The sequence below is a fragment of the Corynebacterium epidermidicanis genome, assembly GCF_001021025.1.
Classification (GTDB): domain Bacteria; phylum Actinomycetota; class Actinomycetes; order Mycobacteriales; family Mycobacteriaceae; genus Corynebacterium; species Corynebacterium epidermidicanis.
Window position 1 is genome coordinate 2,139,332 of sequence record NZ_CP011541.1, and the last position, 13,811, is coordinate 2,153,142.

Genomic DNA, 13,811 nt, shown 5'->3' on the forward strand with positions numbered 1-13,811 from the left:
ACTAGTGACGGCCGGTGTGCGCCTCGGCACGCATGGTTTCCACCATGTGTGGGTAGTGCAGCTCGAACGCTGGGCGCTCGGAGCGGATGCGTGGCAGAGAGGTGAAGTTGTGGCGTGGTGGTGGGCAGGAGGTAGCCCACTCGAGAGAGTTACCGTAACCCCATGGGTCATCAACGGTAACGATCTCGCCGTAGCGCCAAGACTTGAACACGTTCCACACGAATGGGATAACGGACAAACCGAGGATGAAGGCGAATACGGTGGAGACTTGGTTCATCCACGTCCAGCCATCAGAGTCGAGGTAGTCAGCGTAACGACGTGGCATACCCATGTTGCCGATCCAGTGCTGGATCAGGAAGGTGCCGTGGAAGCCGATGAAGGTCAACCAGAAGTGTGCCTTGCCGAGCTTCTCGTCGAGCATACGACCGGTCATCTTCGGGAACCAGAAGTAGACGCCGGCACAGGAAGCAAACACGATGGTACCGAACAGGGTGTAGTGGAAGTGCGCAATGAGGAAGTAAGACTCAGACACATGGAAGTCCAGCGGTGGCGAAGCCAGCATAATGCCGGTGAGACCACCGAAGAGGAAGGTGACCATGAAGCCCATGGCCCAGATCATCGGAGTCTCCCAGGAGATGTGGCCCTTCCACATGGTGCCCACCCAGTTGAAGAACTTCACGCCGGTAGGCACGGAGATCAGGAAGGTCATGAAGGAGAAGAATGGCAGCAGGACGGCGCCGGTGACGAACATGTGGTGCGCCCACACGGCCATGGACAGCGCACCGATAGACAGGGTCGCGAAGACCAGGCCTACGTAGCCGAACATTGGCTTGCGGGAGAACACTGGAACAACCTCGGAAATGATGCCGAAGAATGGCAGTGCGAGGACGTAAACCTCTGGGTGGCCGAAGAACCAGAACAGGTGCTGCCACATGATCGAGCCACCGTTGCCTGGATCGTACAGGTGGCCACCGAGCTTGCGGTCGTAAAGCACGCCGAGAGCCGCTGCGGTCAGAACTGGGAAGATCAGCAGCGCGATCACGGAGGTGACGAAGATGTTCCAGGTGAAGATAGGCATGCGGAACATTGTCATGCCTGGTGCGCGGAGGCACAGGATGGTGGTCAGCATGTTGATGGCCGAGGCGATGGTACCAACGCCGCCGGCACCGACGCCGACGATCCACATGTCAGAACCAATGCCAGGAGAGTGGATGGCGTCGGACAGCGGAGAGTACATGGTCCAACCGAAGTCAGCGGCGCCACCTGGGGTCAGGAAGCCGGAAAGCATGGCCACACCACCAATTGTGGTCAGCCAGAAACCGAGGGCGTTCAAACGTGGGAACGCCACGTCTGGGGCACCGATTTGCAGTGGCAAAACATAGTTGGCAAAACCCCACACAACTGGGGTGCCATACAGCAGCAGCATCACGGTGCCGTGCATGGTGAACAGCTGGTTGAACTGCTCGTTGGACAGGAACTGGAGTCCTGGCACGAACAGCTCGGCACGAATGAGAAGTGCCATCAAGCCACCGAGGAAGAAGAAGCTGAAAGACATGATGATGTACATGATGCCCAGCTGCTTGTGGTCGGTGGTGGTCAACATCTTCCAAGCAAAAGATCCCTTGCGGGCATTGCCGGTCGGTGCAGGCCTTGCTGGTGCGACCGAATGGTCCACCCTAGGCGCTACAGCGGTCATTAGTTCCTCCTGACTACGCGAAAATCCCTGAGTCTATTCGGGCTTTTCTGTATTATGCCCTATATAACTGCATACGACATAAGAAATCGTCCGGCCCAAAAGAGTCGGTTACGTGGATTACTCTAGCGTTCCTTCGCTGTTCACGGTAACCCTATTGCAGTTATGGGGGTGCAAAACCAATTTTGAGCATGACGTTCCACATCAAACTGTGACACTAAACACTCTTAGTGGGGGAACTACGGTCTCCCCCACTCGAGGTAGATCAGATGGCTTCATCACTTGTGCCACACTGGCAACAATAGAAATAAGGTCCCGCGCTCTAACTTTGACCAGGTGAGCGCGGGACCCTCAGTTCGTATGCAGCGACTAGAAATCCCAGTCGTCGTCGGTGGTATTTTCCGCTTTACCAATCACATAGGACGATCCCGAACCGGAGAAGAAGTCATGATTCTCATCTGCATTTGGTGAAAGTGCCGAAAGGATTGCCGGCGATACCTTCGTATCGTCCGCCGGGAACAACCCCTCGTACCCAAGGTTATTGAGCGCCTTGTTGGCGTTGTAGCGCAAGAACTTCTTAACGTCTTCAGTCCACCCCAGCTCGTCATAAAGATCCTCGGTGTACTGGGTCTCGTTGTCATAGAGCTCGAAGACCAGCTCGAAAGTGTGGTCTTTCATTTCATCGCGCCGCGTCTGGGTTTCTTTTTCCAATGCACGCTGATACTTGTACCCAATGTAGTAACCGTGTACCGCTTCATCGCGGATGATCAGGCGGATCATATCGGCAGTATTGGTCAATTTGCCGTGCGAAGACCAGTACATCGGAAGGTAGAAGCCTGAATAGAACAGGAAAGACTCAAGCAAGGTTGAGGCAACCTTGCGCTTAAGCGGATCTTCCCCATCATAGAAATCCAGGATGATTCGAGCTTTGTTCTGCAGGTTCTCGTTCTCCTCAGACCAGCGGAAAGCATCATTAATTTCAGCGGTGGAAGCCAATGTCATAAAGATGTTGGAGTAGCTTTTCGCGTGCACCGATTCCATGAAGGCAATGTTGGTCAACACGGCTTCCTCATGTGGCGTTACCGCATCAGGAATGAGCGATACGGCACCGACAGTGCCCTGAATCGTATCCAGGAGCGTCAGGCCAGTGAAAACGCGCATCGTCGCCAAACGCTCTTGTTCGTTGAACATCTCCCAGTTCTTGATGTCATTAGATACTGGGACCTTCTCCGGAAGCCAGAAGTTGCCGGTGAGACGATCCCAGACCTCTTGGTCCTTTTCATCGGGGATTTCATTCCAGTTAATCGCCGAGATCGGGGCATTGGACTGCCCTACCGAGCCGTCGTGACGATGGGAAGGTGATTGAGCATTGTCATGGAATGCCACGCAACTTTTCCTTTCGATTTTTTGCACACACCAATACTCGCGCGCAATGAGGTGAGACGCACAAACGGGCGTCGAAAAGCGTTAATCAGTAATGCCCCAACCATACTCACCCGCGCTTACCCGCGCTTCGCTTAAGTCGGGAATGTAGGTGTCTATCGAGGTCAGCGCTACCCGAAGCCACATGAAACACCCCCGAAGTAGCCAAACTGCATACACTTGATTACATGACCCTCAACCAAAAGCTACAAAGCGCACTAAACAATCAAGTAACTGCTGAGCTCGAAGCCGCACTCATCTACCTTCAGTTGTCATACATTGTCGACGATCTTGGGCTTACCGGAATGCGCGACTGGCTGCGTATCCAGTCCAACGAAGAATTGACACACGCTCAGCTGTTTGCAGATCACCTCTCCGCACGCAATGTCACCCCGACCATTCAGGCTATCGCCGCCCCGGCGCAGCCAGAACGAACCGCAGTGGCAGTCTTCGAAGCAGCCTTGGCTCACGAGGAAAAGATTTCTGATCTCATCCGCAACCTTGCCGCAATTGTCGACGAGGTTCGTGACTACGATGCGCGCCCCCTCATCGATTCTTTCCTTGCGGAGCAAATCGAAGAGGTGTCCACAGTTAGGGAGATTCTGGATCGCATCCGGATCGTCGGCAGCGATGGATCAGGGCTCCTCCGGATCGACGCAGAACTGGGCACGCGAGTCAACACCGACTAATCCCCCCCCCCAATTACCCCCAATGGTGCGAGTTGCCCAAGGCTTAGCTCGCACCTTTTTTCGTTTTCGCACAGAAATTGACTTGGGCGATCGTTAACTTGAATTTCATTCAGCCTTTGCCCATTCGTGATTAATTTCTCACTGGGAGAATTTTTTCTAACTTGCCAAGGCATAAGTTAAGTGCTTTGCAGACTATCGCCAGGCAACTATCAGCTAGATCTACGCTCGCTGCGCCGCCACTCACCCATTTCGATAGAGATCGCTGCAGGGCAAGCGATTATTTCCATTTTCCATTCACCTTGGAGCATATTTTTCATTCTTTAGTTGCTAAGTTGATTTCCTAATGATTTTCCTATCAGCCAAGCTTATTGACGGTTAGCTATTAGCTTGCGGGCTAGAAATCGCAGAATTAATCCACTACATTTGCATAGGAGTGTTCGCGTAAGGACGTGAGAGCGGTTGGTCTCCCACTACCTCGCCGATTCTTGATTTAGCTAGTCATGCAATCGTTCCAGACCTACCCACGTTTTACCAGGCCCGGAAGCGCAACCAATAATTAGCGATCGTCTGCCGGACGCACCAGCCCGAACAGACAACCAACACGCTTCTATGGCGCCACAGTTGAAAGCTTTGGATTTTCGATTTTTGTCCAGATCGTCTTCACTTACGGCCGGATTCGCTGTTATGAATTCGCCACGAGTGATTCCACTGCATGCACTTGGCATCTTCAATCCGAGAATTGTTCAACAATTAGAGATCAGTTAGAAGGAACCCTTTAACATGTCCATGCCTATGCGCCCACACGCACCACTTTTGGAGACTGTGCTTGACCACATTGGTCTGGATATCGTTAGTGGCAAGATCCAAACCGGTGACAAATTCACCCTCCAAACCCTGTGCGAATCTTTTTCCATCTCCCGCACTGTTGCCCGCGAAACTATGCGAGCTCTCGAGCACTTGGGAATGGTTTCCTCGTCTCGACGCGTCGGCATCACGGTGCTGCCCAAAGACCAATGGTCCGTGTTCAGCGAGTCCATCATTCGCTGGCGCCTACAGGTCCCGACGGAGCGCGAAGCACAGCTAAAGTCGCTAACCGAACTGCGTATCGCAGTCGAACCGCAAGCAGCACGGATCACTGCCATCGCTGCAAGCCAGAAAGATGCACTGGAAATGCGCGAGATTGCGGCTCAGATGGCCGAATTGGCAAGCCAAGGTAATGGCGCTACTCGCGAATACGTCAACCTCAATACCAACTACCATGCTATGGTTCTGCGTTGCTCCGGCAACGAGATGTTTGCGGCGCTCGTCCCAGCCATCAGCTCGGTAATCGCAGGCGAGTTTGACCATGGATCTTTCCCCGATGTCCCCTCAGCCGAAGTTCTTGACACCTACATTGCGCTGGCCGATGCGATCTTCGAACGCAATGCCGACGCGGCCGCAGAACTCACACAGAAACTGTTGTCGCTCTAGATTGTGCCAAACTTGAGGGCATGAAGACTGTGCCCTCTCCTAGGACCCCAGACGAGGTATTTGCCCCATTGTCGGACGCCAAACGTGCCGACGGCGAATACCTCGTTTCGCTGTTTCGCGAAGTCACCGGCCTGCCTCCAGTAGTTTGGGGTGCCAAAATCATAGGCTTCGGCTCCTATGACTATCGATATGCTTCGGGGCACACCGGCACCGCAGCGCAACTGGGCTTCGCGGTGTCCGAACGCACCATTTCGCTGTACCTTAGTTGCGATGCTTCGCAATTTGCTACTTTCCTCGATGCTCTAGGGCCGGTCAAAACAGGCAAGGGCTGCATCTACATCACCCGGCTAGCTCGAGTGGATACCGCAGTGCTCCGCGAGCTGATCGAATACGCCTGGGAGCAAGCTCGGTCCTTGTAGGAAAGCCAAAAGGGCGTCGACAAGCGCACTGCTTATCGACACCCTCAGCTAGGAATCCTTAAAGCTGGCAGCTCACGCAACCCTGCACTTCGGTGCCTTCGAGCGCGGTTTGGCGCAGGCGGATGTAGTAAATCGTCTTAATGCCCTTGCGCCAAGCGTAGATCTGGGCACGGTTGATGTCGCGGGTGGTGGCGGTGTCCTTGAAGAACAGCGTCAGCGACAGGCCCTGGTCGACGTACTTGGTGGCCACAGCGTAGGTGTCAATGACCTTTTCGAAGCCGATTTCGTAGGCATCCTCGTAGTATTCGAGGTTGTCGTTCGTCATGAACGGCGCTGGGTAGTAGACGCGGCCGATCTTGCCTTCCTTGCGGATCTCGATGCGAGACGCGATCGGGTGGATCGAGGAAGTGGAGTGGTTGATGTAGGAAATTGAGCCCGTTGGTGGCACTGCCTGCAGGTTCCGGTTGAACAGGCCGTGCTTCATGACCTCAGCCTTGAGTTCCTCCCATTCCTGCTCCGTCGGGGTATGGATGCTGGAGTTAGCGAAAAGTTCTTTCACGCGGTCGGTCTGCGGAGCCATTTCGACTACCTTGAAGTCGTCGAAGTAGCTACCGTCGGCGTACTTGGAATCCTCGAAGCCTTGGAACTTCTGGCCACGCTCCTTAGCGATCTTGTTGGACGCCTTGAGCGCCTCAAAGAGAACCGCAGCGAAGTAGGCGTTGGTGAAGTCGAGGCCTTCTTCAGAACCGTAATGGATACGTTCGCGGCCGAGGTAACCGTGCAGGTTCATCTGACCGAGGCCGATGGCATGTGCTGCATCATTGCCCTTCTTGATGGACGGCACCGAGTCGATCGAGGTCTGCTCAGAGACAGCCGTGAGGCCCCGGATTGCGGTTTCGATAGTCTTGCTGAAATCCGGGGAGTCCATCGCCATAGCGATGTTGAGGGAGCCCAAGTTGCAGGAAATGTCTTCGCCGATCTCATCGTAGGAAAGATCCGCATTGAAAGTAGACGGCGTGGAAATCTGCAGGATCTCCGAGCACAGGTTGGAGTGAGTGATGCGGCCCTTGATCGGGTTCGCAGCGTTCACGGTGTCCTCAAACATAATGTATGGGTAGCCGGATTCGAATTGGATCTCAGCCAGGGTCTGGAAGAACGCGCGAGCGTTGATCTTGGTCTTCCGGATACGCCCGTCTTCCACCATCTCGTCGTAGTGCTCGGAGATTGGCACATCGGCGAACGGCTTCCCATAGACGCGCTCGACGTCGTATGGCGAGAAGAGGTACATGTCATCGTTCTTCTTCGCCAGCTCGAATGTGATGTCCGGAATGACCACGCCGAGCGAGAGGGTCTTGATACGGATCTTCTCGTCCGCATTTTCGCGCTTGGTGTCCAGGAACTTCATGATGTCCGGATGGTGCGCGTGCAGGTACACGGCACCGGCGCCTTGGCGGGCACCCAGCTGGTTAGCGTAGGAGAAGGAATCCTCCAACAGCTTCATGACTGGAATGACGCCGGAAGACTGGTTTTCAATCTTCTTAATCGGTGCGCCAGCCTCACGAAGGTTTGAGAGCAGTAGAGCCACGCCACCGCCCCGCTTGGACAGCTGTAGCGCAGAGTTAATGGAACGACCGATGGACTCCATGTTGTCCTCGATACGCAGCAGGAAACAGGAAACCGGCTCTCCACGCTGAGCTTTGCCGGAGTTAAGGAAGGTAGGCGTCGCCGGTTGGAAGCGCCCGGACATGATTTCGTCCACCAGGTTCTCTGCGAGGGTGCGATCCCCGTCAGCTAAGGTCAGCGCCACCATGCACACCCGATCCTCAAAGCGCTCGAGGTAGCGCTTCCCGTCGAAGGTCTTCAAGGTGTAGGAGGTGTAGTACTTGTATGCGCCTAGGAAGGTTGTAAACCGGAATTTCACCGCATACGCGCGCTTGAACAGCGACTTTACAAAAGCGAAGTCGTACTTCTCCAGGACTTCCGCTTCGTAGTAGTGGTTTTCCAGGAGGTAGTTGAGCTTTTCCTCCAAGTTATGGAAGAACACCGTGTTCTGGTTGACGTGCTGCAAGAAGAATTGACGGGCTGCGGCACGATCCTTGTCGAACTGGATCTGGCCATTTTCGTCATAAAGGTTCAGCAAGGCATTGAGCGCGTGGTAGTCCAGCTGATCGGCGGCGGCCATGGGATCCTTCAAAGAATCGTTGACGAGACTCACGGGGTTTAGGTTCCTTTAACTAGGTTGGCTTGTGGTTGGTAACAGGTTCGAGACTAGCCGGTTGGCGGTCAGGCTGTCTGGCGGGGGCTCAATCCCAGCGCATGGGCGTTGTCGAGCAGCCCCTGTCGGAGGATCCGGACATCTTCTTCATTGCCCATCAACTCAAAACGATAGACATAAGGCACGTTGCATTTCTTGGAAATAACATCACCCGCGGTGCCAAAATCAGCACCAAAATTAGAGTTTCCACCCGCCACGACTGCTTTGATAAAGCTCCGGTTGTGCGGGTCGTTAAGGAATCTAATCACCTGAACTGGGACCGGCTTAGGCGGCCGACCGCTCAAGGACACACCGCCCCCGTAGGTCGGACAAACAAGCACATAGGGTTCGTTGACCTTGATGGGTTCGACGCCTTTGTGAAGCGGTATCCGCTTCGATGGCAGGCCGAGCTTCTCGACGAAGCGGTGGGTATTACCGGTGGCGGAGGAAAAGTACACAATCAACATGGATGCTCACTTGCCTAACAGCACTGCTACTTAACGGAAATAAACAAAGACCGCTCCGTGGTATTCCCGGAGCGGCTTCGAATTGGCTATCTGCCTGGACTGACGAGGGTGCAACTTAACTGCTATGCCCACACCCCGGATCTCGGTGTCAATCCATGCGTCGCTGCCTAGGGCAATTCGAGGTTAATTTCAGTTTTAGGCAACTTCCGCAGCGAGGCTGCGGATACGCTCGGGGCGGAAACCGGACCAGTGCTCGCCGTTGGCCTCGACAACTGGTGCCTGCAGGTACCCCAGAGCCATCACGTAGTCGCGAGCTTCGTCATCCATGCTGATATCAACGAGGTTGTATTCCAGTCCAGCACGATCAAGAGCTTTCTTGGTAGCGGTGCACTGGACGCAGGCTGGCTTGCTGTAAACGGTGATTGCCATGAGAGATCCTCTTTAAATTTCTATACGGGTGTCCTACAAGCCCGAGGGCTAAGTTTTTCGCGCCGACCGGTGCATGCAGACAGCTCACTTAAGAATCTGCGTGCCGGAAGTGAAGTACCAAAACTCTTTCGATCTCCACGCTGGCGACAAGAAACAACACTAGACGTTGTGGTCAAAAAGTGCAACGGATACTATATATAGTAGTTACATCGACGAAATTCGCAGGATGTCAGCTCGACACAGCACTACATGTTGCGCCCCGACAACTACGGAATTACATCGTTGTAGCCTGCACTGGTTACACGCTTGGCATTTCACCAGCTCGCCTGCCAAGAACGTTACCGTTTTGTTACAAACCTGGGCGAAGTCTCGCGACTTCCCATCCTACGAACCAAAACGACGCCCCCGCCCGCCACCGCCTTAGGCTGACGACGAAAGGGAGCGTCGAAAAGCATGCCGCAATTTAGCCTAGCTTTGGCAAGCGCAGACCAAATCGGGCCAGGAATTCATTGACCACGTTCTGGTATCGCATAGCCAGGCCAGCAACGATGCTTAACACCGAGAACAAGGCAGCCACGGCCGTCATTACCTTTGCCGGTCCAGAGGAAGTTAGTGCGGAGGATCCCGCCGCAGGCGCTGGCTTGTTGTCAGCTACACGAGCCGTCAACCATTCTTCTGGGGCAAGTGGGCGATCGACGAAGCGAGACTCGCCAATCTTGCCAAAGAAGCCCGTGCTCAGCATGTCCGCATAGGTCGAGCCACCCATGATCCAAGTCTTGCCCGGGACTGCCGCAATGCCGTGCGGCCCGTACGCGTTGCGTAGGACAGGGGCGCCATTAACGTACATCGTCACCGAGCCGGTGCCACCATCGGCCGGGATTCCCGTATCGACAACCGCGACGTGCAGCCACTGCCCCGCAGGTACGTCCGAGCTCCACAGGGATTGCCCCTCCATCGGCTGGTTGTTTTCCGCAAACGCCCACTGCAACTCTCGCAGGCTCGAGACCGCACCGGCCGCAGGTGGCTCCTCCAGATCAGAATCGGTAGCCAGGTTCGGCAGGTCTTTGCGCTGCCCGAATCGGGAAATGAAGCCCATCCAGTGGTTATCGGGACCGAACCGCTCATCGATCTTGATAAACGTTTCGTATGTGTATCCCTTATCGAAGGTCTGCGCATTAATCGGCGCATCCCTGTCCGTCTCGAAGTAAGTAAACAGATGCTTGGCCGCTGGATCAAAGCTTATCGACGCCGGCAACGAAGATTCCTTCGCCGAATCACTATCAAAGCGCGCGCTTCCGCCGGTGCTGTGCATCGTCATGTCATTGCCGTTGCCGGTGATATCGGTGAATTTCACGCTGCCGTCCGCATTTTGGGTTGGACGCCAGTGCGCAAGAGTGCCGTCCACCTTCGGATAGTCCGACTCGCCCTGTGGCGCTGGCCGGACCATCTCCGCAGCTGGAGTGAAGGTGCTGGTGATGTGATCGCGAAGGGAGGCCGTCGCGGACGTCCGCTCCCCCTGCGGGTGAAAATCTGCACCGATGGCCGCGAATCGCTGTGCGAAGTCGAAGTCATAGGTGTAGGTAGATCCCGGATTGTCCATGAGTGCTTCATCAAACGTGGTCAATCGGTTTTGTGGCTTCTGCAGCACCCACGGAGAAAAGGACGTCTGGGAGATTTGATTGTGCGTGAAGTCAAACTCTACGAGCGCCATCTCGCCATTTCCACCCTGGTACGCCATTTGGTAGTCGATGAGCTGCTGGAAGACCGGCAAACCGGCAGCATTCTTCAACACGCGGTTCGTCGCGCCATGATGATGGCCGTTGTACGTCAAAAAGACCTGCGGATTGTTGTTGATGAGACGATCCCAGAGCTTTTCGCCGAACGGAGTGGAAAGCGGATCGCCGGAGGCGTCGATGTTGATGATCTGGTGAGAAGTCAGGATAGTCGGCACGTTGGGATTAGCCTCCAAAACCCCTTCCGCCCACTGGATTTCTTCGTCGCCAGCCTCCCACGGCAGGTTCACGCTCATCATCGGCACGCCGGCAACTGCAAACTTGTGTGCATTCGACAGTCCCGATGGGCTTGCAGCCTGAAAAGTCGAGGACTTCGCTTGACGAGACACCGGGAAATTTTGCTGATAGCTGCCAAACATGTCCACTGGGGCCGCTGACCATGGATCACAGCTCAGGCAATCGTGGTTGCCGGGGATCACTGCGTAAGGGACACCGGCGTCGTCAAGCTTGCCCATAGCCCGGGAAGCAACCGCCCACTGCCCTGGGTAGGTTACCTGGTCGACCACGTCACCTAGATGTTGCGTCATCGAGATGCCCAAGTCATCCTGGTTTTCTACAATCCATTGGGTTTGCGCGTCGAATGGATTCGGCAGCGTAGGGAATTGCAGCGAATACTGATCATTTTCCGCCGCCCCGTACCGGGAGTAGAACTGGGTATCTGGAAGGATCGCCACCGTACCACGCGCACCCGGCCCGACATTGAGCTTCGCTGGATTGACCTTCGTCTCGGTGCTCGGTTGGAGTGGAGCCGGTTCTACGGCCTGGGCAGTGCCAGCAAACGGCACCGCGATCGCGCTCAACAGCGCAAGAATTCTAGTTTTAGTTTTCACAATCACCAGAATGTACGAGAAAGAAATTAATCGCGGGACGCTAAAAAATTGCGCGCACATAAATTATTGGTTAACGGCGCAATAATTCAGGACGAGTGCGCAAGTTTTGCCAGTATAAGCACTAAATTTGCCGGTATTGGGGAGATGAACTGCGCTCGATCGAAGGACTAATCTAGCACCATTGCTACCATCTTGGGGGGTGTGGCGGTGTCCTACTCGAAGCGTCAAAAAACGGACGCAATCCTCCAGGGGCAGCTCGACCTAACAGATGCGCAGGTTAAGTAAAGAAAAGTGTGTCTCGTCGGCGTGTCGTCGGCTGTGCGGGTGTGCTGCGCAAGTGCTATGTCGTCGCCTCGGCGTAGTCCGACTACGTAGAACAGCGTTTTTTAATGAAATAAATCCCACAGCGGTAGTCCGACTACACCGAAGCGACGACATCGAGCGAGCTACGGCCCCCAGACCACAATAAAATACTGCCTTCAGGCCCACAACGCTGCGGAAAACACGCAGCAGAGACACACTTTTCTTTACTTAACCCAGATGTGCAGCCCCAAAAAGGTGCGAGCCGACCCCCGCACACGACCGGCAGCACCCCGGCAGCGCAAAAACCACCTAACCCATTTTCACGGGGTAGGTGGTTTCGACCTAAGAGCTTGAATCAGCCCTGACGAGCCTTGAAACGTGGCTCTTTCTTGTTGATCACGTAGACTTTGCCACGGCGACGCACAACCTGGGCGCCCGGCTTGTTCTTCAGCGACCGAAGGGATTTACGGACCTTCATTCGGGCGCTCCTTTCTTTAATGCGCGATTGTTAGAAACTCGCCCGCGGGATTGCGGCAAGTTTTCAAAGACTCGGGAACAGATTGTCCCCAGTCATGACACGAACAACTATGTTAACCGATAGCCGTGATTTCTCCAAAACCCTACCCACCCCACACAATTTGTAGGGTCAGCGCCGCTGCGACTAGTAGCGCGCTTCGGCCCGACGCTTCATCTCCGCAGCTACATCATCTAGAGAGCGGTCGGTGGTTTCTGGCACGTTGGCGCGAACAAACACCAACGCCATCCCACCCAAAACTGCGAAAACCAAAAACGACAATGAACCGCCAATAGCCTCAACCATCGGCAGGAAGCCCTGCGCGACCAACCAGTTAGCCACCCACAGCCCCAGCCCGGCGATTCCCATCCCCAGTCCGCGCGCCGCTGGCGGAACCAGCTCCGAGAGCAGCAGCCACGTCGTGAGGGACACGGCCGCTTGTTGGAACGCAATGAATGTCGCCATTAAGACCAATACAAGAGCAGAAATGCGAGTATCAGCCTCGGCAAACTTGTAGGCCACGGACAGCAGCACCAACGAAGTCGATGTGCCAACTAACCCGATAGTCAGCAGCCGACGTCGACCAATGCGATCCACAAGGAGCATGCCAATCCAGCACGAAATCACCGACACCGTGCCAATGATGATCGACGTATAGACCGCATTCTCCGTGGAAATCCCCACCAAATTCATCATCTTCGGCGCGAAGTAGACGATGGCATTCACGCCGGTCACCTGTTGCGTCACGCCCACGCACACCGCAATCAGCACCGTCCGCCTAATCCACGGCACCCGCAGGGCTTGCCGTTCCGCTGCCCGCACCTCGCGCGAGCTTATCGACGCCCCCTCGTCCGCACCCATAGCGATGCTCAGGCGTGCAGCCACTCGGGAGGCGTCGTCAAAGCGACCGCGTCGTCGCAACCATACCGGGGAATCCGGCAACGCGACCATGCCAATTGCCAACATCGCCCCGGGGACAGCCGCCAAGCCCAACATCAGGCGCCAGCTGCCAGTGTGCGCCAACGCTGAGTTAGTCAGGAAGGCCACTAGCTGTCCGACCACGATCATCAACGTATTGAGGGACACCAATCGCCCGCGTACGTCAGCCGGCACCATCTCAGAGATATACATCGGCACCACGATGGACACCATGCCCACGGCCAATCCCAGCACAGTACGCGATGCCCCCAGCGACAGCACGTCGGCCGCGAGAGCACAAGCGATGGATCCACCAACGAAAATCAGGCCACCCAGGATGAGTGTCAAACGTCGGCCGATCGCATCAGCGACACGCCCACCAGTGAGCGCACCAATCGCTGCGCCCACCAGCAGCATCGACGTCACCGCACCTTCCTGCGCCGCCGACAGGGTGAATTCATTCTCGATGTAGAGCAGCGCTCCCGACATCACTCCGGTGTCATAGCCAAACAGCAGGCCACCAAGGGCGGATATTGCAGCTACCCAGCGGGCATAGCTTTTCGACGTTTCATTAGTTACCACCCCGCCAACTCTGCCACTTCATTATGAT

11 protein-coding genes are annotated in these 13,811 nt (G+C 55.3%); 3 read left to right on the forward strand and 8 right to left on the reverse strand.

Annotation, left to right across the window (positions count from 1 at the left end; genetic code table 11):
- Position 1: 1 nt before the first annotated feature.
- Positions 2 to 1,696, reverse strand: a complete 1,695-nt coding sequence (ctaD, locus tag CEPID_RS09840; protein ID WP_047240819.1) for an aa3-type cytochrome oxidase subunit I — start codon at positions 1,694 to 1,696, stop codon at positions 2 to 4.
- Between the two features lie 366 nt (positions 1,697 to 2,062).
- On the reverse strand, positions 2,063 to 3,007 hold the full coding sequence (gene nrdF, locus CEPID_RS09845) for a class 1b ribonucleoside-diphosphate reductase subunit beta (RefSeq protein WP_047241497.1): 945 nt from the start codon (positions 3,005 to 3,007) through the stop codon (positions 2,063 to 2,065).
- A gap of 296 nt (positions 3,008 to 3,303) precedes the next feature.
- On the opposite strand from nrdF, the gene CEPID_RS09850 reads away from it, so the two are divergent.
- From CEPID_RS09850 to CEPID_RS09860, 3 genes are all read left to right on the forward strand, one after another.
- Positions 3,304 to 3,804: a ferritin gene (locus CEPID_RS09850; RefSeq protein WP_047240820.1), complete on the forward strand. Its 501-nt coding sequence runs from the start codon at positions 3,304 to 3,306 to the stop codon at positions 3,802 to 3,804.
- A 780-nt stretch (positions 3,805 to 4,584) separates the two neighbouring features.
- Positions 4,585 to 5,274, forward strand: coding sequence for a FadR/GntR family transcriptional regulator (locus CEPID_RS09855; RefSeq protein ID WP_047240821.1), 690 nt, complete (start codon positions 4,585 to 4,587; stop codon positions 5,272 to 5,274).
- 20 nt (positions 5,275 to 5,294) lie between these two features.
- A complete protein-coding gene (locus CEPID_RS09860) occupies positions 5,295 to 5,693 on the forward strand; it encodes a DUF1801 domain-containing protein (RefSeq protein WP_047240822.1) in 399 nt (132 codons plus the stop codon).
- Positions 5,694 to 5,751: 58 nt separating this feature from the next.
- On the opposite strand, the gene nrdE is transcribed toward CEPID_RS09860, so the two are convergent.
- The 6 genes from nrdE to CEPID_RS09890 form a co-directional block, all read right to left on the reverse strand.
- Positions 5,752 to 7,875 (reverse strand): class 1b ribonucleoside-diphosphate reductase subunit alpha, encoded by a 2,124-nt coding sequence (gene nrdE / locus CEPID_RS09865; protein ID WP_047241498.1) that lies wholly within the window; start codon positions 7,873 to 7,875, stop codon positions 5,752 to 5,754.
- A gap of 101 nt (positions 7,876 to 7,976) precedes the next feature.
- Positions 7,977 to 8,414 (reverse strand): class Ib ribonucleoside-diphosphate reductase assembly flavoprotein NrdI, encoded by a 438-nt coding sequence (gene nrdI, locus CEPID_RS09870; RefSeq protein ID WP_047240823.1) that lies wholly within the window; start codon positions 8,412 to 8,414, stop codon positions 7,977 to 7,979.
- Positions 8,415 to 8,609: 195 nt separating this feature from the next.
- Positions 8,610 to 8,843, reverse strand: coding sequence for a glutaredoxin-like protein NrdH (nrdH, locus tag CEPID_RS09875; RefSeq protein ID WP_047240824.1), 234 nt, complete (start codon positions 8,841 to 8,843; stop codon positions 8,610 to 8,612).
- A 463-nt stretch (positions 8,844 to 9,306) separates the two neighbouring features.
- Positions 9,307 to 11,466 (reverse strand): LamG-like jellyroll fold domain-containing protein, encoded by a 2,160-nt coding sequence (locus tag CEPID_RS09880; RefSeq protein ID WP_158408042.1) that lies wholly within the window; start codon positions 11,464 to 11,466, stop codon positions 9,307 to 9,309.
- Between the two features lie 658 nt (positions 11,467 to 12,124).
- Positions 12,125 to 12,247, reverse strand: coding sequence for a type B 50S ribosomal protein L36 (gene ykgO, locus CEPID_RS09885; protein ID WP_005511141.1), 123 nt, complete (start codon positions 12,245 to 12,247; stop codon positions 12,125 to 12,127).
- Between the two features lie 183 nt (positions 12,248 to 12,430).
- Positions 12,431 to 13,783 carry a sugar porter family MFS transporter gene (locus CEPID_RS09890; RefSeq protein ID WP_047240825.1) on the reverse strand — a complete coding sequence of 451 codons (1,353 nt, stop codon included), beginning with the start codon at positions 13,781 to 13,783 and terminating at the stop codon, positions 12,431 to 12,433.
- Positions 13,784 to 13,811 lie beyond the last annotated feature (28 nt).